General features: G+C 67.4%; 16 protein-coding genes. 10 read left to right on the plus strand and 6 right to left on the minus strand.

Features of this window, described 5'->3' with window-relative positions; translation table 11 throughout:
* Window positions 1-240: 240 nt before the first annotated feature.
* Window positions 241-1,392: a tRNA 2-thiouridine(34) synthase MnmA gene (gene mnmA, locus QQZ18_RS22525; protein WP_284543308.1), complete on the plus strand. Its 1,152-nt coding sequence runs from the start codon at window positions 241-243 to the stop codon at window positions 1,390-1,392.
* Window positions 1,393-1,418: 26 nt separating this feature from the next.
* Here the strand turns inward: mnmA and QQZ18_RS22530 are convergent, their stop codons facing one another.
* The 3 genes from QQZ18_RS22530 to QQZ18_RS22540 form a co-directional block, all read right to left on the minus strand.
* Window positions 1,419-3,464 (minus strand): methyl-accepting chemotaxis protein, encoded by a 2,046-nt coding sequence (locus QQZ18_RS22530; protein ID WP_284543239.1) that lies wholly within the window; start codon window positions 3,462-3,464, stop codon window positions 1,419-1,421.
* Between the two features lie 227 nt (window positions 3,465-3,691).
* Complete coding sequence (gene mgrA / locus QQZ18_RS22535; protein ID WP_284543241.1) at window positions 3,692-4,738, minus strand: L-glyceraldehyde 3-phosphate reductase; 1,047 nt, start codon at window positions 4,736-4,738, stop codon at window positions 3,692-3,694.
* A 66-nt stretch (window positions 4,739-4,804) separates the two neighbouring features.
* On the minus strand, window positions 4,805-6,301 hold the full coding sequence (locus QQZ18_RS22540) for a DEAD/DEAH box helicase (protein WP_284543242.1): 1,497 nt from the start codon (window positions 6,299-6,301) through the stop codon (window positions 4,805-4,807).
* A gap of 440 nt (window positions 6,302-6,741) precedes the next feature.
* Between QQZ18_RS22540 and QQZ18_RS22545 the strand changes: the two genes are divergently transcribed.
* Window positions 6,742-9,798: an autotransporter outer membrane beta-barrel domain-containing protein gene (locus QQZ18_RS22545; RefSeq protein WP_284543243.1), complete on the plus strand. Its 3,057-nt coding sequence runs from the start codon at window positions 6,742-6,744 to the stop codon at window positions 9,796-9,798.
* Window positions 9,799-9,857: 59 nt separating this feature from the next.
* Window positions 9,858-10,493, plus strand: a complete 636-nt coding sequence (locus QQZ18_RS22550; protein ID WP_284543245.1) for an invasion associated locus B family protein — start codon at window positions 9,858-9,860, stop codon at window positions 10,491-10,493.
* A gap of 175 nt (window positions 10,494-10,668) precedes the next feature.
* Here the strand turns inward: QQZ18_RS22550 and QQZ18_RS22555 are convergent, their stop codons facing one another.
* Complete coding sequence (locus QQZ18_RS22555; protein WP_284543247.1) at window positions 10,669-11,127, minus strand: MarR family winged helix-turn-helix transcriptional regulator; 459 nt, start codon at window positions 11,125-11,127, stop codon at window positions 10,669-10,671.
* Between the two features lie 182 nt (window positions 11,128-11,309).
* On the opposite strand from QQZ18_RS22555, the gene QQZ18_RS22560 reads away from it, so the two are divergent.
* The 5 genes from QQZ18_RS22560 (at window position 11,310) to folD (ending at window position 16,800) form a co-directional block, all read left to right on the plus strand.
* Window positions 11,310-11,732 carry an organic hydroperoxide resistance protein gene (locus QQZ18_RS22560; protein WP_284543248.1) on the plus strand — a complete coding sequence of 141 codons (423 nt, stop codon included), beginning with the start codon at window positions 11,310-11,312 and terminating at the stop codon, window positions 11,730-11,732.
* A gap of 176 nt (window positions 11,733-11,908) precedes the next feature.
* Entirely contained in the window at window positions 11,909-12,847 is a 939-nt protein-coding gene (locus tag QQZ18_RS22565) for a sugar kinase (protein WP_284543250.1), read from the plus strand.
* Window positions 12,848-13,260: 413 nt separating this feature from the next.
* The gene (gene cysG / locus QQZ18_RS22570; protein ID WP_284543252.1) at window positions 13,261-14,718 is read left to right on the plus strand and encodes a siroheme synthase CysG; all 1,458 of its coding nucleotides are present in this window, start codon (window positions 13,261-13,263) and stop codon (window positions 14,716-14,718) included.
* Between the two features lie 72 nt (window positions 14,719-14,790).
* Window positions 14,791-15,831, plus strand: coding sequence for a succinylglutamate desuccinylase/aspartoacylase domain-containing protein (locus QQZ18_RS22575; protein WP_284543254.1), 1,041 nt, complete (start codon window positions 14,791-14,793; stop codon window positions 15,829-15,831).
* 102 nt (window positions 15,832-15,933) lie between these two features.
* A complete protein-coding gene (folD, locus tag QQZ18_RS22580) occupies window positions 15,934-16,800 on the plus strand; it encodes a bifunctional methylenetetrahydrofolate dehydrogenase/methenyltetrahydrofolate cyclohydrolase FolD (RefSeq protein ID WP_284543257.1) in 867 nt (288 codons plus the stop codon).
* Here folD and QQZ18_RS22585 read toward each other — a convergent pair.
* A complete protein-coding gene (locus QQZ18_RS22585; protein WP_284543259.1) occupies window positions 16,797-18,002 on the minus strand; it encodes a TIGR03862 family flavoprotein in 1,206 nt (401 codons plus the stop codon). The two genes, folD and QQZ18_RS22585, sit on opposite strands and share 4 nt — an antisense overlap.
* Window positions 18,003-18,354: 352 nt before the next feature.
* Here QQZ18_RS22585 and QQZ18_RS22590 point away from each other — a divergent pair, with 352 nt between their 5' ends.
* Entirely contained in the window at window positions 18,355-19,098 is a 744-nt protein-coding gene (locus tag QQZ18_RS22590; RefSeq protein WP_284543260.1) for a hypothetical protein, read from the plus strand.
* 431 nt (window positions 19,099-19,529) lie between these two features.
* Entirely contained in the window at window positions 19,530-21,584 is a 2,055-nt protein-coding gene (locus QQZ18_RS22595; RefSeq protein WP_284543310.1) for a YgiQ family radical SAM protein, read from the plus strand.
* Window positions 21,585-21,768: 184 nt separating this feature from the next.
* Here QQZ18_RS22595 and QQZ18_RS22600 read toward each other — a convergent pair whose 3' ends face one another.
* Window positions 21,769-24,117 carry a methyl-accepting chemotaxis protein gene (locus QQZ18_RS22600; RefSeq protein ID WP_284543262.1) on the minus strand — a complete coding sequence of 783 codons (2,349 nt, stop codon included), beginning with the start codon at window positions 24,115-24,117 and terminating at the stop codon, window positions 21,769-21,771.
* Between the last annotated feature and the right edge of the window lie 166 nt (window positions 24,118-24,283).

A 24,283-nucleotide genomic window follows, 5' to 3' on the forward strand; every position in this document is an offset into this window, starting at 1 on the left:
CGCCCAAGTCGGGGTATAGTTAGTGATATGAAATCAAAAGATTTTCTCTGTCATCACCATGCCCGGTTGCCATGGGGGGAACCGTTTCGGCCGGCAAGCCTTGCCGCTACCCGGCAGAATTGACCCAGCCATGCCGGCGCGGGTCTGGAGCTTCCTCGCCAAAGCAGCTATTAGGAACGAGTTGTGAGCGGAGCGGGCCGGCAGCGCCGGGTCCAGCCAATCCGCCGGAAAGACGTCATGCTGAACTCGCTCGATCTCGAAGGCCGCCCTGAGGACACCCGTGTCGTCGTCGCCATGTCCGGCGGCGTCGACTCTTCCGTTGTGGCCGGCCTCCTGAAACGCGAAGGCTATGATGTCGTCGGCGTGACGCTGCAGCTCTACGACCATGGCGAGGCCGTTCATCGCAAGGGCGCTTGCTGCGCCGGTCAGGACATCCACGACGCCCGCGACGTGGCGGCGCGCCTCGGCATCCCCCATTACGTGCTGGATTACGAGAGCCGGTTCCGCGAGGCGGTGATCGATCGCTTCGCCGAGAGCTACATTGCCGGCGAGACGCCGGTGCCCTGCGTCGCCTGCAACCAGACGGTCAAGTTCTCCGACCTCCTGGACACGGCGCGCAACCTCGGGGCACAGGCGCTGGCCACCGGCCACTACGTGCGTTCGCGCCTCGTGAACGGTCATCGCGCCATGTACCGGCCGGTCGATCTCGACCGCGACCAGAGCTATTTCCTGTTCGCCACCACGCAGGACCAGCTCGACTTCCTGCGCTTCCCGCTCGGCGGTCTCACCAAACCGGAGACGCGGGCGGTGGCGCGCGAGCTCGGCCTTGAGATCGCCGACAAGCACGACAGCCAGGACATCTGCTTCGTGCCGCAGGGCAAGTATGCCGACGTCATCGAGAAGCTGAAGCCGGAAGCGGCGGCGGCCGGCGACATCGTCCACGTCGACGGTCGCGTGCTCGGTCGCCATGGCGGCATCATTCACTTCACCGTCGGCCAGCGGAAGGGCCTCGGCGTCGCCACCGGCGAGCCGCTGTTCGTCATCCGCCTCGATGCCGCGAGCCGGCAGGTGGTGGTGGGGCCGCGCGAGGCGCTGATCACCCATCGCCTCACGCTGCGCGACCTCAACTGGATCGGCGGCGGCACGCTCGACGCCGAAGCCGATAGTGGCCGCACGGTGTTCGCCAAGGTGCGCTCGTCGCGGCCGCCGCAGGCGGCGTTGCTCGTCCACCAGGACGGGCGGATCGGCGTGGAGCTCCTCGACGGCGAGCAGGGCATCGCCCCCGGCCAGGCCTGCGTGCTCTACGATGCCCCCGGCGACGAAGCGCGGGTGCTGGGCGGCGGCTTCATCGAGGCCACCGCGTCGCTGCACAGGTCGCTCGCGGCCGAATAGGGGCCGGGCTTGCCGGCCCCGTCTCCTCAGGCGGACTTGCGGACGCTGTCGATGAACCCGGCCACCGTCGCTCTCAGATCCTGGGTGTGGTCGGACAGGCTCACGGCCACCTGCTGCACCTTTCGGGCGGTTCCGCCGGTCGCCGTCGCCGCGTCGGCGACCGCCGAGACGTTCTGCGACACTTCGCGCGTGCCGGCCGACGCCTCGTGGATGTTGGTGGCGATCTCGCGCGTCGCGCTGCCCTGCTGCTCGACCGAGGTCTGGATGCTGCGCGAGATGCGGTTCATTTCCTGAATGGTCGCGGAGATCGCCTGGATCGCCTCGACCGTCGACGCGGTTACCGACTGCACCGACTGGATCTGGACGGCGATCTCGCCGGTGGCCCTGGCGGTCTGGTCGGCGAGCTGCTTCACCTCGGCGGCGACGACGGCGAAGCCCTTGCCCGCCTCGCCGGCCCGCGCCGCCTCGATGGTGGCGTTCAAGGCGAGAAGGTTGGTCTGGGCGGCGATGCTGTCGATGAGCTGGACCACTTCGCTGATGCGCTGGGCGGCGCCCGACAGGGCGTCGACGCGACTGTTGGCGTCGGTCGCCTGACCGACGGCCTGCAAGGCGATCTCGGCCGACTGGCCGATCTGGCGGCCGATCTCGTCGACGGAGGTGTTCAGTTCCTCGGCCGCCGAGGCGACGGCACCGACGTTTGCCGAAGCCTGCTCGGAGGCCGACGCCACCGCCGCGCTCTTCATGCTGGTGTCATCGGCACCCTGGGTCAGCGTGTCCGAGGCCTTGTTCAGTTCCTCGACCAGGGCCAGGACGCGATCCGTCAGGCCGGTGACGTCGAGGTCGAAGCGCTGGGAGGCGCTGCGAATGGTGTCGGCGCGCTCGATCTGTTCGCGCTGCAGGACGGTCTGCTGCTCGGCCAGCGTCTCGGCCTGCCGCGCCTTGTCCCGGAAGACTTCCAGCGCCTTGTTGATGGCGCCGATCTCGTCGTGGCGGCCAGTGTCGGCGATGGCGACCTCATAGCGGCGCTCGATGAGCGCGTTGACGCTGGCGAGGGTGTGGACGAGCGGGCGCTTCACCACGTAGTGCGTCGAAAAGAGGATGGACGCCATGGCCGCGCCCAGCACCAACAGGCCGCTGATCAGCGTTTCGAACAGGCTGGCGTAGATCGGGTCGACGAAGACGGCGCGCGGCACCTCGATGACAGCGGCCCAGGTGGTGTTCATGCCCGGTGCCGAGAAGGGGTAGACGATGCGGACGGAACCGTCATCGAAGCCGGATACCGTGCGCATCTTGCCATCGGCCAGCGCGGCCTTGACGTCGGCGTCGCCGATCCCGGCATAGGGCTTCATCAGCGCGTCGGCGTCCGGCGGCACCAGCCAGTTGCCGGCGTTGGAGAGGAGCATCACCCGGCCGCCCTCAAACGGGCGCATCGCGCTGAGGCTCGATGCCAGCTTGTCGAGCTTGATGTCGACGCCGGCCAGACCGACGATCTTGCCGTCGAGGCGCAGCGGAACGGTGATCGAGGTGATCAGGTCCTTCTGCTCGGACTGGTAAGGCTCGGAGATCAGGCTCTTTTCCGCCGCCAGCGGGGCGGCGTACCAACCGGCCTTGGGGTCCACCGTGAAGGTGGTGAAGGACAGCTCGCCCGAGGCCGACTTGGTCCAGTAGGGCGCGAAGAGGCCGGCGTCGTTGGCGCCGTCGGTTCCCTTGAAGAGGTCGCCCGCCGGGCGGTCGGCAAGGTCGCACATCCAGGCGCCGAAGACGTTGGGGAAGGCCGCCGGCACTGCCTTGATCATCTCGATGACGTCGGCGCGCTGCGTGTCGCGCTTGACGGCGAGGCCGGACAGCGAGGCCGTCAGGGTGGCGCCGGCCGAAACGGCTTCGGTGATCTGGTTCTCGGCGCTGCGGGCGATGCCGGACGCCTTTTCCGTGGCCAGCGTCATGACGTCGGCTTCGGTCCGCCGAGCCGCGTTCCAAGCCGTCGCGGCGACGGACAGGACGATGGTCAGACCGACCATGGCGCCGGTGGTCAGGAGGAGGCGGGTGGAAAGGCTGCCCTCGGTGCGCATCATGGACCCTCTGTTATTATTGATGAGGGAATCCTAGGTCTTCGGAAGTTGAGTATTCGTAAACAACGTCAATAATGAATATTATGCGACGCTCGCGCAGGTGGTGAGTATTGGGGATTTGAAACCTCGGCTTATCATTGAGCGATGTTCTCAGGTTTTGTCGAGGCACGGCCAACGCGGAAGCCGGGGCTTCCACGCTGGCGGCCATCGAACGATGTCGGGAGGACCGGTTACCGCGGCGGGCCTTGCCGCTCGGCCGAGGCGGCCCAGATGTTGACGTTGAGGTCCGGCGCGCGGGCGTCGATCTCGGCAAGCTCGGCGGCCGAGAAATCCAGGTTCTTCAGGGCGCCGACGCAGTCGACCACCTGCTCCGGCCGGCTGGCGCCGATCAGCGCCGAGGTGACGCGTCCGCCGCGCAGCACCCAGGCGATGGCCATCTGGGCCAGCGTCTGGCCGCGCGCCGCCGCGATGTCGTTGAGGGCGCGGATGCGGGTAAGGTTGTCGTCGGAGAGGAAGGTGGGCTTCAGAGGGCCCTTGCGGGCGCCACGGCTGCCCTCGGGCACCTCGCCCTTCAGATACTTGTCGGTCAGCATGCCCTGGGCGAGCGGCGAGAAGGCGATGGAGCCGACGCCGAGTTCGCCCAACGTGTCGAGCAGGCCGTCCTCCTCGATCCAGCGGTTGATCATCGAGTAGCTGGGCTGATGGATGAGGCAGGGCGTGCCGAGCGATTTCAGGATCGCCAGCGCCTCGCGCGTCCGCTTGGAGTTGTAGGAGGAGATGCCGACGTAGAGCGCCCGCCCGGAGCGGACGATATGATCGAGCGCGCCCATGGTTTCCTCGAGCGGCGTCTCGGGATCGAAGCGGTGGGAATAGAAGATGTCGACGTAGTCGAGACCCATCCGCTTCAGGCTCTGGTCGAGCGAGGCGACCAGGTACTTGCGGCTGCCCCACTCGCCATAGGGGCCGGGCCACATGCCGTAGCCGGCCTTGGTGGAGACGATCATCTCGTCGCGGTAGGGGCGGAAGTCGCTGGCAAGGATCTTGCCGAAGGCTTCCTCGGCGGTGCCGGGCGGCGGACCGTAGTTGTTGGCGAGGTCGAAGTGGGTGATGCCGAGATCGAAGGCGGTGCGGCAGATGGCGCGGCCGCGCTCGATGGGGGAGTTCTCGCCGAAGTTCTGCCAAAGGCCGAGCGAAATGGCCGGCAGCTTCAGCCCCGACCGCCCGACGCGGCGGTAAATCATGTCGTCGTAACGGGTTTTCGCTGCTTCATAGGCCATCGTATCGCTCCCTCGCTTGCCTCAGACCTTATAGGACCCGAGACAAGCGAGGAGCAACAAGAAGGCTTATCGGCCGTCGCGCTGGCCGCGACCCTCGGGGCGGCGCTTCAGGCCGTCGCGACCACCGGCGAGGAAGCCGACGCGGCCGAGGGTTTCCTCGGCGGCACCGGTGTCGCGGTGGATGGGACGCTGCGACGCCTTGGACTGGCCCGGCTTGCCCTGGGCGACATGCGAGGGCTTGGCGGCTCCCGGCTGGCGGGCCTTGGCGGCGGGCATGGCGTCACGCCGCTGCTGTTCGGCCGAAACTGCCGGCGGGGCAGGGCGGCGGTTGTTGCGCGGGTTGCCGGAACGGGCACCCGGCTGCGGCCGCTTGCCCGACGGACGCTCGGCGCGTTCGCCACGCTCGGACGCATCGGACCGTTCGGAGAGCGCGATGGTGCCGCGACGATCCTCGGCCGGAATCTTCTGGCGGGTGATCTTCTCGATGTCCTTGAGATAAGGACGCTCGTCGTCGGCGCAGAAGGAGATGGCGACGCCCGAGGCGCCGGCGCGCGCCGTGCGGCCGATGCGGTGGACGTAGCTTTCCGGGATGTTCGGCAGGTCGAAGTTGATGACGTGGCTGACGCCCGTCACGTCGATGCCGCGGGCGGCGATGTCGGTGGCGACGAGGATCTGCGTCGTGCCGGCCTTGAAGGCGGCAAGCGCCTTCTCGCGCTGGGCCTGGCTCTTGTTGCCGTGGATCGCGGCGGCGTCGACGCCGTCCTGGCCGAGCTGGCGGACGACGCGGTCGGCGCCGTGCTTGGTCCGCGTGAAGATCAGGGCGCGCTCGGGCTTCTCGGCGACGATGACGTCGAGCAGCAGCCGGCGCTTGGCGGCGGTCTCGACGTGGATCACGCGCTGTTCGACGCGCTCGACGGTGGTGGCGGCCGGCGCGACGGAGACGGTGATCGGGTTGAACAGCAGTTCACCGGCCAACTGGCCGATTTCCTTCGGCATGGTGGCCGAGAAGAACAGGCTCTGCCGCGCCTTCGGCAGGTGCTTGACGATGCGGCGCACCGGCTGGACGAAGCCCATGTCCAGCATCTGGTCGGCCTCGTCGAGCACGAAGATTTCGGTCGTCTCAAGGGAGACCATGCCGGCGGCCATGTGGTCCATCAGGCGGCCGGGGGTGGCGACGAGGATGTCGACGCCGCGCTTCAGGCGGTCTTCCTGGGGACGGTGGCCGACGCCGCCGAACACCACGGCGATCGACATGTGGTTCATGTAGCGCGAGTAGGTCTTGAAGCTCTCGGCGATCTGGGTGGCCAGCTCGCGGGTCGGCGACAGGATCAGGGCGCGGACGCGGCGCGGAGCGGCCGGCTTGCCCGGCGCGAGGCGCTGCAGGATGGGGAGAGCGAAGGCGGCGGTCTTGCCGGTGCCGGTCTGGGCGATGCCGAGAAGGTCGCGACCTTTCAGAAGGTCGGGGATCGCCTGGGTCTGGATGGGGGTGGGGGTCTCGTAGCCCGCGTCGACAAGGGCGCGATTCAGCGTGTCGGCAAGGCCGAAGTCGGAAAAGGACGTCAAAGGGAAAACTGCTTTCAAAACCGAGCGTCATCGCCGGCGGAAAAGCCGGTGACGTTCGCGGGGAGCAACCGGCCCCGCGTGATCGGGCCAATTATCGGTAGGAGGAACGGCCAAGGATCGATGTCGATCCGCTCACGCGGCCGTAATAAGGGGCGGCTTGCCACCCGTTGGCCCTTCACATGAGGCCTGAGGGCTCAAAAGTCAAGGCGGCGTGCGGCATGGGAGCCATGTGCGCATCGCTCGCGGGCCATTGGCAGGGCGCGGCTAAGTGCGTCAACGGCAACACACATCTCCTCCTTTGTGATTGTGTGCGATCAAATCGATTGACCGTGTTTCTGAGCATTTATAACAGTGAACAATGTGGTGTTCGCGAATCGACCGATCGAATTTCGGTGCTTTTGTGTCGCCGTTCCCATGCTGATTGGAAGATGGAGATTGTCGTGAGCGGGAAGCAGAAGCCAATTCACAGCCTTTTGTCCTCCGAGCGCGAACTTGCGGCGAGCCGGACGTCCGGCCGGGTTCGCCCGTGGGTCACCACCGGCTGCGCGCTTCTCGCCTCGTCGTCGCTGTCGCTTGCGACGACCCTGGCCGCGCAGGCGGCCAACACCGTTTACGACAGCGGTTCAACGACGATCTCCAGCCCCGACTCGATTACCGGCACCGACAGCTACATCATCGGCGATACCGGAACGGCGACGGTTAACGTCGTCAACCCTGGCTCTATGTCGTCCCAGTATGACTTCATCTTAGGTAACGGGGCCTCTGGCGACGGTACCGTGACCACCAGTGGCGTGGCCAGCCTGACTGCCAACCGCTTCTACATCGGTCTTTACGGCACGGGTACGCTGTCGGTGGCGGATGGGGGAACCATCACGGCCTCCGGCCCGGATCGCAAGGTCTACCTCGGCAACTTCGGCGGCTCGACGGGTACGCTGACGATGTCCGGGGCGTCGACAACGCTGACGGCTTATGATCTCAATGTCGCCTGGACCGGCAACGGCGCGATGACCGTTTCGAACGGCGCGACGGCGACGATCGAGCAGGACGTCACGCTCGGCAAGAACGGCTATACCACCGGCGAGCTGACCATCACCGGCACGGGGTCATCGGTTACCTCCGATCGCCTCTACGTCGGCGAGGCCGGCACGGGCACGCTGAACATTCTGGATGGGGCCTCCTACGTCCTGACCGGCACCAGCAAGATGTATGTCGGAAATACTTTCGGCAGCACTGGTACCGTCAATGTCGACGGCGCCGGTTCGTCGATCTCCGCTGTCCAACTGGCTGTCGGCTGGAATGGTGCGGCGACGATGACACTGTCGAACGGCGCCACCACGACGATCACGGGCGACGTGTTCGTCGGCGAGTATGGCCCGAGCACCGGCACGCTGACGGTGACGGGCAGCGGCTCCCAGCTTACGGCCGACCGCATCTACGTCGGCGACAGCGGCACCGGCTATCTCAACGTTCTGAACGGTGGCACCGTCGCCACCACCGGCACAAGCAAGATCTACTTCGGCAACACGTCGGCGGGTGCCGGACACGGCACCGTCAGCGGTGCCGGGTCGACCCTGTCGTCCGGCGAGATCAACGTCGGCTGGAATGACGACGGCACGCTGACCGCTTCGGATGGCGGCGCGGTTCGGTCCACCGGGACCATGACCGTGGGCTACGCCAACGGCGGCATTGGCTCGCTGACAGTGACCAGCGGCGGCACCGTGACGGTGGGCGGCGGTACGGGCATCCTTCAGGTTGCCCAGCTCGCGGGCTCGGCCGGAGCGGTCAACATCGGCGCGGCGGTTGGTGATGCGGCGGCATCGACGGGTACGCTGAACGTCGGCAGCGTGGCCTTCGGCGCCGGCGCCGGAACGCTGGTGTTCAACCACACCGACAGCAATTACCGCTTCGGCGTCGCCGTGACCGGCGCCGGCACGATCCGGTCGCTGGCGGGTGTCACTGCGCTGACGGGCGACTACAGCGGCTTCACGGGCCAGGTGGCCGTGGACGGCGGGTTGCTCTCGGTCGACACGACGAGCTTCACGCACGGCGCCTTCACCGTCAACACCGGCGGCACCTTGCGGGTGACGGGTTCGATGACCAGTGCCGCCGATACCGTGACCATGAACGGCGGATCGCTGCTCAACACCGGTTCGATCGACGGTACCCAATATGGCATCGTGTTCGCCAGTGCGCACGCCAGCTCCGTCACGACCTCCGGCCTGATCGACGGCAATACGGCGGCGATCCATTACGCCGGCGGCGGCAACACCCTGTCCATCCTGCCCGGCGCCAGCTTCGGAAATGTGGTCGACTACGCCACCACCGCCGGCAACACGACCCGTTTCGCCGAAGGCAGCTTCGTTATCCCGGTGGCGAACTATGTTGCCGGCACAAATACCGTCGCGCTCGACAACAATCGCCAGACGGTCGTCTATAACAACGCCAATACCGCCTCGGGCACCATGTCGGTGGTCGATACCGGCGCCACGGCGTCGGTGTTCAACAGCGTGCAGACGGTTACCTCGACCCTTGGTGCGACGGCGACCGACGTGCTGTCGGTCGATGTCGATCGTAGCGGCGCCATCTCGTCGCGCGTCGCCATGGCCTATGGCGACACCGAGAAGAAGAGCGAAGGCCAGAAGGCCATTTCGACCATGGTCGGCGACGGGCTGGCGGTCGATCCCTATGGCAACCTGTTCTGGATGCGCGGTTTCGGCGGCGCCAGCCACGACGACTTCTCCGATGCGTCGGCGACCCACTACGGTCTGGCGCTCGGCGTCGACCACATCTTCGATCAGACCCGCATCGGCGTGATGGCCGGCGTCGGGCACCTGAAGAGCCGGACGGAAGGGCGCACCTCCGAGGCCGACGGCGACACGGCCTTCGGCGGTGTCTACATGCGCCAGCCGCTGTCGGGCTTCATGCTCGATGCCTCGGTGATCGCCGGCGGCATCTTCTCGGACACGACGCGCGAGGTGAACGCGGGCACCGAGACCGCCCGTGGCAGCTATGACGGCTGGTTCGTCTCGCCGGAACTGGCCCTGTCGCGCGCCTATGCGCTGTCGGAAGGCTGGACGCTGACGCCGCGGGGCTCGGTCCGCTACACCTATGGCTCGTTCGAGAGCTATACCGAAACCGACTCGTCGCAGAACCTCACCTACGACGACCGTTCGGCGCAGGCCGTCGAGGGCGTGTTCGAGCTGAAGCTCAGCCGGACGCACCAGTTCGACAACGGCAAGGTCGCCACGGTGTCCCTGTCGGCCGCCGCGCTCGATACCTACAATCTCGGCAACTCCGATCTCAACGCCTCGCTCGCCGGTACCGACTTCTCGGTCTCCACCCTGGGCGATCGCAATCAGGTCGGCGGCCGGCTCGGTGTTGACGCCGAATTCAAGCTCGATGCGCAGACCTCGATGATGGCGGGCTTCAGCGCCAGCCGCTATACAGACGACAGCTGGGCCTATGCGGCCAACGCGGGCCTCCGGCTGAAGTTCTGACAGGCGGCGTTCGCCCAGGCGGATCGAACGCGGGCCGGCACGAGGGATTGAGCATGCGGATGATTGGTACCCAAGGCGAGGCCCGCCGTTTGGGCTTGGCGCTGGCCGTCATGGCGGCGTTCGCGACCGGTGACGCAGGGGCGCAGACGCCCCTGCCGAAGCCGGCGGCCGAACCGGCTGCGGCCGGGGCGGCGGCGTCAGGGCCGGCGGAAACCACGGCGACCTACGGCAACTGGGTGCTGCATTGCGCCCGTGCCAAGCCGGCGGACGGCGGCGCCGAAGCGGCGACCAGCTGCGAGATCGTCCAGACGATCCAGATGGAAGGGCAGAGGGAGCCATTCGCCAAGCTGGCTTTCGGCTACCCGACGCTGACCGAGCGCCAGCTCATCGCGACGGCCGTCGTGCCGGTGAACGTGGCGCTGCCCGGCGGGATCGGCCTGTCCGGCAACGGCAAGGCCGGCGCCGAGGAGCAGGGCGCGCAGGCGCTGGCGTGGAGCCGGTGCTTCTCCGGGGCGTGCTTTGCCCGTGCCGGTGCGGAACCCGGCCTTATCGATGCGGCACGCAAGGAAAAGGCCGGTGCGCTGCGCTTCGTCGACGCGCAGGGGCAGGTCGTGGCCATCCCCCTGTCGTGGAACGGGTTCGCCCAGGCGCTGGCGGCGCTCGACGCGTCCGTCTCCCAGGCGGCCGGCAAGTAAGAACGGGGGCTTCCCCTGAAAACTTGAGGTGCCGGGGCAGGGGAGTTTCCCCTAAAGCAACCCCGGCAAAAGCGGGAACCGGTTTTGCGTCCGGAGTTGCGAAAAAACAAATAGATAGAGCACGTTGGCGAACCAAGGTTCGCCGGACGTGCTCTAGGCGGGTGACGAGCCCGCCTTACGTCTCCGGTTCGCCGATGGCGCAGCCGGTCTCGCCGAGGCGGTCGCGCAACGCCAGCAGGCGGTCGCGCAACTGGGCGATCTCGCCCCATTCGGCGCCCATGGCGCAGCCGAGTTCGACCGGCACCCCCACCGCCTTGCCCGACAGCGTTCGTCCCTCATCGGTGAGGTGGACGATCACCTGCCGCTCGTCTTCCTTGCCGCGCCGCCGGCTCACGTAGCCGATCGTCTCCAGACGCTTCAGGAGCGGGGTCAGCGTGCCCGAGTCGAGCTTCAGACGCTCGCCGATCTCCTTCACCGTCTGGCCGTCAGCCTCCCACAAGACCAGCATGACCAGATACTGCGGATAGGTGAGGCCGAGCGGCTCAAGCAGCGACCGGTAGGCGCGGTTGAGGGCGTGCGTGAAGGAATAGGCGGCAAAGCACAGCTGGTCGGAGAGCTTCGGGACGTTGGTCATGTCGATCCGGGATGGAACCTTTTGCGGGCCTCGGCGTTTTTCCGCCGAATACGGGGTTCAATATACGGTGCATGAGGCATTTCCCCAGCGGAAAACGCCTGCGATCACGAGAATGTGAATTGCTCGTAATTAAATTGCGCGCAATTAATATGGGCATCGGAACACAAACAGGCGAGGAAGCCATGAACGTTCTCTATACCGCCCATGCCCACACGACCGGCGGCCGCACCGGCCATTCGGAGACCACCGACGGTCGCCTGAAGATCGACCTGTCGACCCCGAAGGAACTGGGCGGTGACAACGGCCAGGGCACCAACCCCGAGCAGCTGTTCGCAGCCGGTTATTCGGCCTGCTTCATGGGCGCGCTGAAGTTCGCGGCTTCCAAGGAAAAGGTATCCATTCCCGCCGACGCGTCGATCGACGCCCACATCGGCATCGGCCCGCGCGAGGATGGCGGCGGCTTCGGCATCACCGCCAAGCTTGAGATCAAGGTGCCCGGCCTCGACCGCGCCGTCGTCGAGGATCTGGTCGCCAAGGCCGACATCGTCTGCCCCTACAGCCATGCGACGCGCGGCAACATCGAGAAAACGCTGGTCGTGCTCTGAGGCGGGTTGCCCCTCCCCCGTCCCCCCTCCATGCCGACCAACGACGCGCCGGGTGCCCCCACCCGGCGCGTCGCCGTTTTCTGCGATTGTTCAGCGCTTTCCATACGTCAGGTTGCGACCTTGATCGTCGGGGAGGGCCAGCATAGGTTCGCCCGGTCTTTTCGGGGGAGAAGCTGATGGCGGCACGCTTTGCCAGCATAGGCGAGTGCATGGTCGAACTGGCGCCGCAGGCGGACGGCCTTTATCGACGCGGTTTCGCCGGCGATACGCTCAACACCGCGTGGTATCTCCGGGCGCTGCTCGATCGCCGCCGGACGCTCGTCAAATACGTCACCAACGTCGGCACCGACGCCCTGTCCGACGAGATGACCGGCTTCATCTCCGGTGCGGGCATCGACACCTCCGGCATCGAGCGGATCGCCGGCCGCACGGTCGGCCTCTACCTCATCACGCTGAACGGCGCCGAGCGGTCGTTCACCTATTGGCGCAACGAATCCGCCGCCAAGCTGCTCGCCTCGGTGGGCGCTCGCCTCGACGCGGCGCTCGCCGATGTCGACGTCGCCTATTTCTCCGGCATCACGCTGGCCATCCTGTCGCCGGAGCATCGGCGCACGCTGTTCGCCTCGCTCGCCAAGGTGCGGGCGCGCGGCGGCGAGGTGGTGTTCGATCCCAATCTCCGCCCGCGCCTTTGGCCCGACCGCTCGACCATGGCGGCAGCGATCATCGAAGGCTATCGCGCCGCCACCATCGCGCTGCCGACCTCGCCCGACGATGCCGAGCTGTTCGGCGACGCCGATGCCGTGGGCACCGCCGACCGTATCGCCGCGCTGGGGGTGGAGGAGATCGTCGTCAAGGCCGGTGCCGATCCGACGCTGGTGCGGGCCGGCGGCCTCGACGCCTGGGTGGCAGCCGAACGCGTCGATCATCCGGTGGATACCACCGGCGCCGGCGACAGCTTCAACGCCGGCTACCTGACGGCCCGCCTTGCCGGCGGCCTCTCGCCGGCCGACGCGGTGCGGCGCGGCCACGCGGTAGCGGCGCGCGTGATCCAGGCGCGCGGGGCGCTGATCGACATGGGCCTCGTGGACGATCTGGCAATCGGCACCGATGGTTGAGCCATAGGCAGCTGCCTGTGAAATAGGCGCCGGACGATGGGAGTTCCCGTCTTCCGGCCGGGCTGCGGCCGCCCTCGCGGCTGGCACGCTTCCTGCTTTTTACAGAACCGAGTGGGCCGAGCACGGCGCACCTTCCAAGGGAACCGGCCCGCAACAGGGCCACGCGCACCATCGTCGTCGACATCGCCGCCTTTCCTTCCGGGCGCCGGTGCCGGCGACGAAGCGTTTCGGGCGGTACGTGGACAGCGGCTGAGAAAAAGCTGATTGTCGAACGCAGTATTCCGGCAATGAAAATCCGGCTATGGACGGAGTTTGGCACGGCGGTTCTTCTGCCGGGGCGCCGCCTTTGAGATACTGGCACTCCATCGCCCGCCGTCGCCGACCGCAGACGCCGCCAGACCAGGATGCCAAAGATGACCGAGCGCGACGCGCGCGCCCCGCTCCGCACCTTTCCCGCCCGCATGCAGCCGCTCGCCCGGCTGCCGCTGTTCGTCGACCTGACGGGGCGGCGCGTGGTGGTCGCGGGCGCCTCCGAGGCGGTGGCCTGGAAGGCGGAACTGTTTTCGGCGGCCGGCGGCGACGTTCAGGTGTTCGCCGAGGCGCCGGATGTGGATCTGGTGGCCGTGGTGGAGCGCGGCACGCCGCCGGGCCGCCTGACGCTCCATCGCCGCGCCTGGGTCGAGGCCGATCTCGCCGGCAGCGTGCTGGCCGTGCTCGACAGCGGCGACCCCGCCGAGATCGCCGCGTTCCAGGTGGCCGGCCATGTCGCCGGGGCGCTGGTCAACGTCATCGACAAGCCGGACGCCTGCGACGTGCTGTTCGGCTCCATCGTCAACCGCTCGCCGGTGGTGATCGGCATCTCCACCGATGGCGCGGCGCCGGTGCTGGGGCAGGCCATCCGCCGCCGCATCGAAACGCTGCTGCCCGCCACGCTGTCGGCCTGGGGCGCGCTGGCCGGCCGCATCCGCGACGCCGTCACCTCGCGCCTTTCGCCCGGCGTCCAGCGGCGTACCTTCTGGGAACGCTTCGCCGAGCGCGCCTTCGGGGCGGCGCCGGAAGAGGGCGATGCCGTCCGACTCATTGCCGAGGCGGCGGGCACGGCTCAAGCGGACGAACAGCCGGGACGGGTGATCCTGGTCGGCGCCGGCCCCGGCGAGCCGGAGCTGTTGACGCTGAAGGCGGTGCGGGCGCTGCAATCGGCCGACGTGGTGCTCTACGACGACCTCGTGTCGCCCGACGTGCTGGAGCTGGCCCGCCGCGAGGCGCGGCGCGTCGTCGTCGGCAAGCGCGGCGGCAAGGCGTCGTGCAAGCAGGAGGACATCAACGACCTGATGGTCGAACTGGCGCGGGCCGGCGAACGGGTCGTGCGCCTCAAGGCCGGCGATCCCATGGTGTTCGGCCGAGCCGGCGAAGAGATCGAACGCCTGCGGGCCGAGGGCGTACCGGTCGAGGTGGTGCCCGGCATTTCGGCCGGCATCGCGCTTGCCGCCGCGCTTGGCGCCACGCTGACCCACCGCGACGCCGCCCATTCGCTGCGCTTCGTCACCGGTCACGCCAAGAGCGGCGAGCTCGACGAGGGGCTCGACTGGCGCGGCCTCGCCGATCCCGACACCACGCTGGTGGTCTACATGGGCGGCCGCACGGCCGGCCGGCTGGCCGAGCGGCTGATCGCCGAAGGGCTTTCGGGGGAAACGCCGGTGGTGTTCGGCTTCGGCGTCGGCCAGCGCGGACAGAGGCTCGAGCGCCATCGCCTCGCCGACCTCGTCACGCTCGGCTCGGTGCCCACCGACCAGCCGCTGGTGATCGGCATCGGCAAGGTGTTCGCGGCGGTTGCCGCCGATGTTCCGGCCGAGACCGCATCGGTATCGTGAACCGTTGTTTTTCATGGCCTTGCCACCGTCCGGAGTGCTAGGAAGCATTCGCATTTTCTACGGACGGATGGCATGGACAAGACGATTGTGACCATTCCTGGCGACATGCCGGGTCTCAGCTACTCTCTGACGGTGCTGCGCTTTGCCGGCTCCGACCCCCAGGCGCCGAAGGCCTATCTGCAGGCGGCGCTGCATGGCAACGAACTGCCGGGCGTCGCGGCGCTGCACGTCCTCATTCCGAAGCTCAAGGCCGCCGAGGCCGAGGGGCGGCTCAAGGGCTCGGTCACCGTCGTGCCCTTCGCCAATCCGATCGGCCTCAACCAGTTCCAGTGGGACGACCACCAGGGCCGCTTCTTCTATGGCAGCCGCACCAACTTCAACCGCGCCTTCGCACTGATCGACCGGCCGGATCCGGCGCTGCTCTCGGTGCCGGACGACGTCTCCTGCGACCGCCGGCTGAAGGCGACGTTGCAGACGCTGGCGCTCGATGCCGACCTGGTGCTCGACCTCCACTGCGACAACGAGGGGCCGAACTATCTCTACATGCCGGCCGAGCTGTGGCCGCACAGCGCCGACCTTGCCGCCGCGCTCGACTGCGGCGCCGTGCTGACCTTCGAGGGCGGCACCGACGCCTCCTTCGACGAGGCCGCCTTCCGGCCGCATCTTTCGTCCGGCAACTTCGAGCGCCGCGTGGTGGCGACGGTGGAGCTGAAGGGCGTCCACGACGTCGGGCCGGAGACGGCGCGGAAGGACGGCGATGGGCTCTATCGCTTCCTGGTCGGACGCGGAGTGATCGCCGACGCGGCGGCGGCGCCGGTCGGACCGTTCACCGGCAAGGGCGTGCCGCAGTCCTATGTCGAGATGGTGCGCGCCCCGGTCGGCGGCATGGCCTTCTTCCACGTGAAGCCGGGCGATGTGGTCAAGCCCGGACAGCTCGTCGCCGAGATGATCCCGGTTCCGGGCGATCCGCCGGTGCCGGTGCATGCCGTGGCGCCCGGCCTCGTGCTGACGCGGGTGCTCGCCCGCGCCGTTCGGGGGAGCGACGACCTCCTGAAGATCGTCGGCGACACGCGGTCGGTGACGGCCAAGGATGGTGGCGCGCTGGAGAGTTAGGCACTCCTCGGCGCCACCTTACTCGATTGATCCCTTGGGGGCGCTTGCAATTGCCGGGCTTATCTGGTTAGGCCCGGTCTTCAGCCACGAGGGGACACCGCCATGGTCGCACAGATTATCGATGGCTTTGCCATCGCCGCCGAGCTCCGTCAGGACATCGCCGTTCGCGCCGCCGAGATGAAAGCCAAGCATGGCGTCGTTCCCGGTCTCGCGGTGGTGCTGGTCGGCGAGGATCCGGCGAGCGGCGTCTACGTGCGCAACAAGCTGAAGGCCACCGCCGAGTGCGGCCTGAAGAGCTTCGAGCACATCCTGCCGGCCGACACCTCGGAGGCCGACCTCCTGGCGCTGGTCGAGAGGCTCAACGCCGATCCGGCGGTGCACGGCATCCTGGTGCAGCTGCCGCTGCCCGAGCAGATCGACGCCGACAAGGTGCTCGGCCTGATCGACCCCGACAAGGATGTCGACGGCTTCCACCCCGTCAATGCCGGCCGTCTCTCCATCGGCCTGCCGGGCTTCGTGCCCTGCACGCCGCGCGGCTCGCAGATCCTGATCGACCGCATACTGCCCAACCTCGCCGGCAAGCATGCCGTGGTGATCGGTCGCTCCAACATCGTCGGCAAGCCGATGGCGCAGTTGCTCCTGCAGAAGAACGCCACGGTGACCATCGCCCACTCCAAGACTGCCGACCTGCCGGCGCTTTGCCGCACCGCCGACGTGCTGGTGGCCGCCGTCGGCCGTCCGCTGATGGTGAAGGGCGATTGGGTGAAGCCGGGCGCCGTGGTGATCGACGTCGGCATCAACCGCATCGAGGTGGACGGCAAGGGCAAGCTGGTGGGCGATGTCGACTTCGCGTCGGCCGCTGAAGTCGCCGGCCACATCACGCCGGTGCCGAAGGGCGTCGGCCCCATGACCATCGCCTGCCTGATGCTGAACACGCTGGACTCGGCCGCTCGCCGTATTGCTGGTTAAGCCGCGTCCAGCCAATTGACAATGCCGCTGGCCGCCGCGCGGCCGGTGGCAAAGCAGCCGGTGAGGAGGTAGCCGCCGGTCGGCGCCTCCCAGTCCAGCATTTCGCCGGCAACGAAGACGCCCGGCCGTGCCTTGAGCATGAAGCGGTCGTCGATGGCCGAAAAGCGGACGCCGCCGGCCGACGAGATCGCCTCCTCGATCGGCCGGATGCGGGCAAGCGGGATTGGCAATGCCTTGAGGCGCGCCGCCAGCCTCACCGGATCGCGCCGCTCCTCTTCCGTTGAAAACAGCCAGGCCAGCCCCGCCTTGACGCCGTCGAGGCCGGCACCCTTCCTCAGGCGATTGCTGAACGACGCCTTGGCGTCCTGCCGGCCGAGGTCGCGGGCGAGGCGCTCGGCGCTGCGGCCGGGCACGAGATCGATGACCATATCCGCCTTGCCGTCGCGGTCGAGCCGGTCGCGCAGGGCAGCCGAGTGGACGTAGACGAGGCTGCCCTCGATGCCGTGGCGGGAGACGACGAACTCGCCCGGCGTGGTGCCGGCGTCCGACGTCGCAGTCACGGACTTGACCGGGGCGCCGGCAAAGCGCTCGATGAACGGCGCATCCCACTCGACGTCGAAGCCGGCATTGGCCGGCCTGAAGTCGGCGATATCGACGCCGATTGCCCGGAAGGGTGCCACCCAGGCCGCGTTGGAGCCGAGGCGCGGCCAGGAGGCGCCGCCGAGGGCGAACAGCGTGGCATCGGCGGCGACCTCGACCGCGCCGTCCGGCGTCTCGAACGTCAGCCCTTTGTCGGAGAAGCCGGTCCAGCGGTGGCGCGTCTTCACTGCGACGCCATCGGCGGCGAGCCGCCTCAGCCAGGCGCGCAGCAGCGGCGAAGCCTTCATCGCCTTGGGGAACACCCGGCCGGACGAGCCGACGAAGCAGTCGGCGCCGAGCGCATTGGCCCAGGCGACGAGCGCGTCGGGCCGGAAGGCGTCGAGCGCGGCGAGAAGGGCGGGCGCGGCCGGTCGATAGCGCGCCACGAAGCGCTCCCAGGGCTCGGAATGGGTGAGGTTGAGGCCGCTCTTGCCGGCCAGGAGCAATTTTCGCGCAAGGCTCGGCATGCCATCGTAGACGGTGACGCGGCAACCGGCGCCCGCCAGAACTTCCGCCGCCATCAGCCCGGCCGGTCCGCCACCGACGATCGCTACATTAACCATGATCTCATTCGCCCAGGAACTATCGGCTCGCCAGCCGGTTTACAGCCTTATGCCAGCCCAAATTCGCAAATTACATCCCGAACCGTGCTTGTCTTCATGCGAGATGGCGCCTTCAGGGGCAACTGAAATCCCTTGGGACTGGCGCGGGTTTGGACAGCTGCACAATAGACATACTTCGCAAAGATACGTAGGCGCTTTGAGAAAGATGACTGGTCAGGTATAGTACAAAAGTATCATCGCCAGGTCGGTGGTCGGGGGCGCGATGGGTGTATCCGAGGCACGAGCTGTCTACATTGAAGAGGCTAGCGCCCTATATCGGCACACCGGCCTCCTTAACAAAGCTGTCAACACCTTGCCGCGCCACGCCATTTTCGGCTGCGCCCTGCACATTCACGCTCGCCACCTCTTTGATCCCGCTTCCCCGCCCCCGACGCTCACCTGCCTTCAGAAGCTTTCGGCCGACTATCGCAGCGTCAGCCCCGGTCGTGTGGCGGCGCAGACGCTGCTGTTGCGCAAGCTCGGCTTCCTCGAAGCCAGGGCGGGCAGCGACCGCCGCCAGCGCCTTCTCCAGCCGACGGAGAAGATGGTGCGCGAGGATCACCGCTGGCTGATGGCGCAGCTTGCGCCGCTGGGTCCCCTGGGATTGTTCCACCTCACCGAGGACGAGCGCGCGACGCCGGAGTTCGTGCTGGCCTTCCGCTTCCATTGGGCGGTGGCTCCCGTCGAGGCAGCGGATTTTCTCGAGCGCCATCCCACCATCGCCTTTTTCGTCATGCGCGACGGCGGCTTTTCGATGCTGCTGGAGCTTTTGCGGGAATGGCAGAAGACAGGCTCCGCGCAGGTTGCCTTCGACGTGATGGAAACGGCCTCGGCCTTCTGCGTATCGAAGAGCCAGATCTGGAACCTGCTGCACGGTGCGGAGGCACAGGGGCTTTTGAACACCGAGGCGCCGGCCTGGCGACAGGTCAGCCTGTCCGACCGGTTGCTCGCCGATGTCGATGCCTGGTTCACCGAGATGACCATAGAACTTGCGGCCGTCGCGACGCGAACCCGTCTATTCTGGGTCGATCATCGGCAGAAGGTAATTCGAACATAAAATAAAAGCCGGAACAAAATTGTTCCGGCTTTTTCTAGAAAATATCGCTTCAATTACGATTTCTCGCTCGGGGCGTCTAGCTTTACGTAATGAAAATCGAACTTCCGTATCGTTCTTTTCTGTTTCGTTCGGCCTAGGGTGTTTCCTGAGCGTCTTTTATTTTACTGGGCCAGGAAAAATCTGCGCCCATAAATTCATCATGACTTAATCTTAGCAAAAGATGCCGTCCGAGACAAAAGGGAATCGCCCGGGCGTCTGTTATTTTTTGGATGTTTTTCCTATTAGGGATTATACGTGTAAGCCGGCTTGGGCGATGAAACGATGGATCTCCGGCCCTCCGCCCGGCTCGGCCGATTGCCCGTTGCCTCTTCGGGCGCGCCTGCTTCAATCGTTTCCTCGCCGCCGCAAATCTGCTAACGCCTGAGCCCATGATGGAAGCCGTAAAACCGATCTTTTCCCACAAGAAGTACTGGGCCGCCCGCTTCGGCAAGGCGCCGTTCCTACCGCAGAGCCGCGCCGAGATGGATGCGCTCGGCTGGGACAGCTGCGACGTGATCGTCGTCACGGGCGACGCCTATGTCGATCATCCCTCGTTCGGCATGGCGGTGATCGGCCGCCTGCTGGAGGCGCAGGGCTTCCGTGTCGGCATCATTTCCCAGCCAGACTGGCGCAATGCCGATGCCTTCAAGGCGCTCGGCAGGCCCAACCTGTTCTGGGGCGTGACCTCCGGCAACATGGATTCGATGGTCAACCGCTACACGTCCGACCGCCGCATCCGCCACAACGACAGCTATACGCCGGGCGGCGTCGGCGACAAGCGGCCGGACCGCGCCGTCATCGTCTACTCGCAACGCTGCCGCGAAGCCTACAAGGACGTGCCGATCGTGCTCGGCGGCATCGAGGCCTCGCTCCGCCGCATCGCCCATTATGATTACTGGTCGGACAAGGTGCGCCGGTCGATCCTGGTCGACTCCAAGGCCGACATCCTGCTCTACGGCAACGCCGAACGGGCCATCGTCGAGGTGGCCCACCGCATCGCCAAGGGTGGCGATCCGCAGACCTTCGACGACATGCGCGGCGTGGCGCTGATGAAATCGGCCGTGCCCGAGGGATGGACGGAGGCGCGTGCCGACGACATCGACAGCGCCGACGAGGGCGCCCGCCAGCTTGGGCCGGGCACGGTGCTGCGCCTTCCCGCCTTCGAGCAGGTCGAGGCCGATGCCGAGACCTATGCCCGCGCCTCCCGCGTGCTCCACCGCGAGAGCAACCCCGGCAACGCCCGGCCGCTCGTGCAGCGGCATGGCGACCGCGAGCTGTGGGTGACGCCGCCACCGATCCCGCTCACCACCGAGGAGATGGACGGCGTCTACGAGCTGCCCTACGCCCGCGGGCCGCACCCGTCCTATGGCGACGCCAAGATTCCCGCCTGGGAGATGATCCGCTTTTCCGTCACCATCATGCGCGGCTGCTTCGGCGGCTGCTCCTTCTGCTCGATCACCGAGCACGAGGGCAGGGTGATCCAGAGCCGGTCGGAAGGGTCGATCCTCCAGGAGATCGAGCATATCCGCGACAAGACCGAGGGCTTCACCGGCATCATCTCCGACATCGGCGGTCCCACCGCCAACATGTACCGGATCGGCTGCAAGGATCCGAAGATCGAGAGCGCCTGTCGCAAGCCGTCCTGCGTCTATCCCGACATCTGTCCCAACCTCAACACCAGCCACGAGGCGCTGATCCAGCTCTATCGCAAGGTCAGGGCGGTGCCGGGCGTCAAGAAGGTGATGGTCGCCTCCGGCGTGCGCTACGACCTCGCCGTCAAGAGCCCGACCTACATCAAGGAGCTGGTGCGCCACCACGTCGGCGGCTACCTGAAGATCGCGCCCGAGCACACCGAGGAGGGCCCGCTCTCCAAGATGATGAAGCCGGGCATCGGCGCCTACGACCGCTTCAAGCAGCTGTTCGACGCGGCAGCGGCAGAGGCGGGCAAGAAATACTTCCTGATCCCCTATTTCATCGCCGCCCATCCCGGCACATCGGACGAGGACATGATGAACCTCGCCCTGTGGCTGAAGAAGAACGGCTACCGTGCCGACCAGGTGCAGACCTTCCTGCCGTCGCCGATGGCGCTGTCCACGGCCATGTACCACTCGGGCGTCAACCCGCTGAAGGCGGTGAGGCGCGGCGGTTCGGAGCGGGTGGAGACGGTGAAGGGCCTCAGGCAGCGCCGTCTGCACAAGGCCTTCCTGCGCTACCACGACCCGGAGAACTGGCCGCTCCTGCGCGACGCGCTGAAGGCGATGGGGCGCGCCGACCTGATCGGCAACGGCAAGCACCACCTAATCCCCAACTTCCAGCCGGCCGGCACGGGCCTCGGCGGCGAGGGGCGGCGCACGGGCGCCAAGAATGGAGCGCAGAAGTTCCTGACCAAGGGAACGTTCGGCAAGCCAGCGAGCGGCGGGCCGGCGCGAAAGCCTAGGGTTCGGTAGGGGCTTATCGGCACCCGATATCGGCGTTGAGCTCTCTTCGGCCTGAGGTCCCCGCCTTCGCGGGGATGACAGGCTATCTATATGTTTCATTTATATAAATCTGTCATCCCCGCGAAGGCGGGGACCTCAGGCAGGATGGGGCGACAGGCCGATATAGGTCTTGGGGCGTCTTGTTCTCCAACCCTCACGCCACCCGGGCATCCCTTGAGAAGGACTCGATCAGGCCGCGCATGCGGACGATCTCCGTCTGGATGGTGCCGGCGGTGGCGGTGACGTCGCCGGCCACCGTCCGGGTGTGGTCGGCGGCGTCGGCCAGTTCCTGCGTCTCCACGGCCATGTCGTCGGTGGAGGCGGCGGCCATGGCGGCGCTGCCGGAGATCTCGGCCGTCGCGTCGCCCTGGCCCATCACCGATTCCGACAGGGCGCCGGCAGCGGTGTCGATGTCGGCCATCGAGGTGGCGATGGCGCGGATCAGGTCCACCGCCGAGCGGGTGGCGCTGCCGATGCCGTCGATCAATGCGCGAATGTCGTCGGTGGCGCGCGTGGTCTGGTTGGCAAGGCTCTTCACCTCGCCGGCCACCACGGCGAAGCCGCGCCCCATCTCACCGGCCCGCGCCGCCTCGATGGTGGCGTTGAGCGCCAGCAGGTTGGTCTGCGCGGCGATGGAGCCGATCAGGTCCACCACCTCGCCGACGCGGGCGGTCGAGTCCGACAGGCCGGCGATGACGCCGCTCGCCGTGCGGGCATGCGCGGCGCCGGTGCCGGCGACGGTGACGGCGGCGTCGGCCTGATCGCGGGCGACGGTTTGCGACCGGGCGAGTTCGCTGGCCGCCGAGGCCATGGTGCGGACGCTCTCGGCGGCGCTGCCGGCGGCGAGCGACGTGCGGGCGGCGAGTTCGGAGGCATGGGTGGCAGCGTCCGAGAGGTCGGCGGTGCCGCGCCCGAGCTGACCGGCGAGGCCCTCGACGGTGGCGATCACCTCGGCGGCGGCGCCGTCGAAGGCGGCGATGGCCCCTTCAAGCGCCGCCCGGCGCTCCTCGCGCTGGGCATGGTCCTGCTCGGCGGCGTGGCGCAGTTCCTCGCGTTCGCGGCCGCTGGCCTGGAACACCAGGAGCGCCTCGCCCATGGCGGCGATTTCGTCGCCGCCCTTGCGGACGGGAACGGTGACGTCGAGGTTGCCATGGGCGAGCGCGTGCATCACCTGCGTCAGGGCGCGCAGTGGCCGGGCGATACGGCGGTTGAGGAGGGCGGTGACCAGGATGGCGACGCCGACGATGCCGGCGATGACCGCGAGCACGGCGAGGCTGACGCGATCGCGGTCGGTCCGCGCGTCGTCGGCGACGGCGTCGGCGGTTTCGCGCAAGGCGTCGGCAGCGGCGGCCGACAGGCGCGTCGCGTCGGCACGGGCGGCGTCCAGCGCTTCGGTGGCCCGGCTGAGGCCGCTTGTCGCCTTGCGATAGTCGGCGAACGGAGCCGCCACTTGCTTGGCGGCATCGGGGCCAAGCTCCGTAATGGTGCCGCCGGTGCGATCGAGCGCGGCGTCGATGGCCTTGCGGTGGGCGACGTCGGGGTGCAGCCGGTAGCTCTCGGTGGCCAGCAGCAACTCGTAGGCGGCGGTGCGGAAGTTCCGGACCGCCGATCCGAAGGCGGCGGCGCGATCGCGTCGTATCGACAGGCCGGCCGTCCGGTTGAATGCCTTGTCGACCTTCTCGCGCGCCTTGGCGTTCACCGCGTCGATGCGCTGGTCGACGGTGGCGAGGCGCGGCGACAGGCGCGACCATTCGGTGGCAAGGTCGATGAACTGGCTGTTGTCGCTCTTGCGGGCGACGGTCTGGTAGAGGCCGGCGGAGAGGGTGGAGATGGCGCCGAGGTCGTCGGCGAAGGCGTCATCCTCGTTCAGGACGCGGGTGTCCTCGGCAAGGCGGGCGGCGATGGACAGCGCGTTCTGGCCGGCAGTCAGCTGGCTGAACTCGCCGGTGCGCAGGTAGGCCTCGAAGGCGGCCCGCCCCCGGACGAGGCGCAGTTCGGCGTCGGTCAGGCCGGAGACGATGGCGCGTGCGCCGTCCAGCGTCGCGCTGACCGTCTCAAGATCGGCTTCCGACTTGGCGAGGTCGTCGACGGCGCGCGCCTCGAGTTCGGCGGCGGCCGCGGAGAGGGCCGCGAAGGCGCGGTCGATGTCGCGGCTCGCCATGTCGATGTCGCGCCAGCCGCCGGAAAGGCCGTTCACCGCGTCGGCGAGCCCGGACGTGACGCCGCTCAGGGCGGGCGTGGCGGCAACTCCCTCGTCGACGGCGGCGATGCCGGCGAGCGCCTCTTCGGCATCCACGCTTCGGCCGGTGGCATAGAGCGACTGGATGGCGGCCGTGGCGGTGTTGACGTTGGTGAGCGCGGTCGACACCCCGGTCACCGTGTCGATGGCGCCGCCGGTGCGCATCAGGCCGAAGAAGCCGGCGCCTCCCGCCGCTCCGGCGAGTATGACCAGAAGGAGCGCGAAAAGAGAGAGTTGCGCAGTGATGCTTTGCCATGCTCGCATCGTATAGACCTCGGTTCTTGCGGGTTCTGCGATGAATAAGCCGGCGGTCACTTAATGAGGCATGAATATGTGGAAGTAATAATGTGAATTTTATATGACACGCAAAGAGAAGGATTCGTGAGTATATTTGTTGGGGTCTCTTTCGCGTGACGACAGGTTGAATTGC

Source organism: Pleomorphomonas sp. T1.2MG-36, from assembly GCF_950100655.1.
Lineage (GTDB): Bacteria > Pseudomonadota > Alphaproteobacteria > Rhizobiales > Pleomorphomonadaceae > Pleomorphomonas.

Excerpts from the sequence above, each read along its gene's own strand:
- mgrA (WP_284543241.1), bottom strand. The coding sequence starts at position 4,738 with ATGGCCTATGAAGCAGCGAAAACCCGTTACGACGACATGATTTACCGC.
- cysG (WP_284543252.1), top strand. The coding sequence starts at position 13,261 with ATGACCGAGCGCGACGCGCGCGCCCCGCTCCGCACCTTTCCCGCCCGC.
- QQZ18_RS22530 (WP_284543239.1), bottom strand. The coding sequence starts at position 3,464 with ATGATGCGCACCGAGGGCAGCCTTTCCACCCGCCTCCTCCTGACCACC.
- QQZ18_RS22595 (WP_284543310.1), top strand. The coding sequence starts at position 19,530 with ATGGAAGCCGTAAAACCGATCTTTTCCCACAAGAAGTACTGGGCCGCC.
- QQZ18_RS22550 (WP_284543245.1), top strand. The coding sequence starts at position 9,858 with ATGATTGGTACCCAAGGCGAGGCCCGCCGTTTGGGCTTGGCGCTGGCC.
- QQZ18_RS22565 (WP_284543250.1), top strand. The coding sequence starts at position 11,909 with ATGGCGGCACGCTTTGCCAGCATAGGCGAGTGCATGGTCGAACTGGCG.
- QQZ18_RS22555 (WP_284543247.1), bottom strand. The coding sequence starts at position 11,127 with ATGACCAACGTCCCGAAGCTCTCCGACCAGCTGTGCTTTGCCGCCTAT.
- QQZ18_RS22575 (WP_284543254.1), top strand. The coding sequence starts at position 14,791 with ATGGACAAGACGATTGTGACCATTCCTGGCGACATGCCGGGTCTCAGC.
- QQZ18_RS22600 (WP_284543262.1), bottom strand. The coding sequence starts at position 24,117 with ATGCGAGCATGGCAAAGCATCACTGCGCAACTCTCTCTTTTCGCGCTC.
- QQZ18_RS22585 (WP_284543259.1), bottom strand. The coding sequence starts at position 18,002 with ATGGTTAATGTAGCGATCGTCGGTGGCGGACCGGCCGGGCTGATGGCG.
- folD (WP_284543257.1), top strand. The coding sequence starts at position 15,934 with ATGGTCGCACAGATTATCGATGGCTTTGCCATCGCCGCCGAGCTCCGT.
- QQZ18_RS22560 (WP_284543248.1), top strand. The coding sequence starts at position 11,310 with ATGAACGTTCTCTATACCGCCCATGCCCACACGACCGGCGGCCGCACC.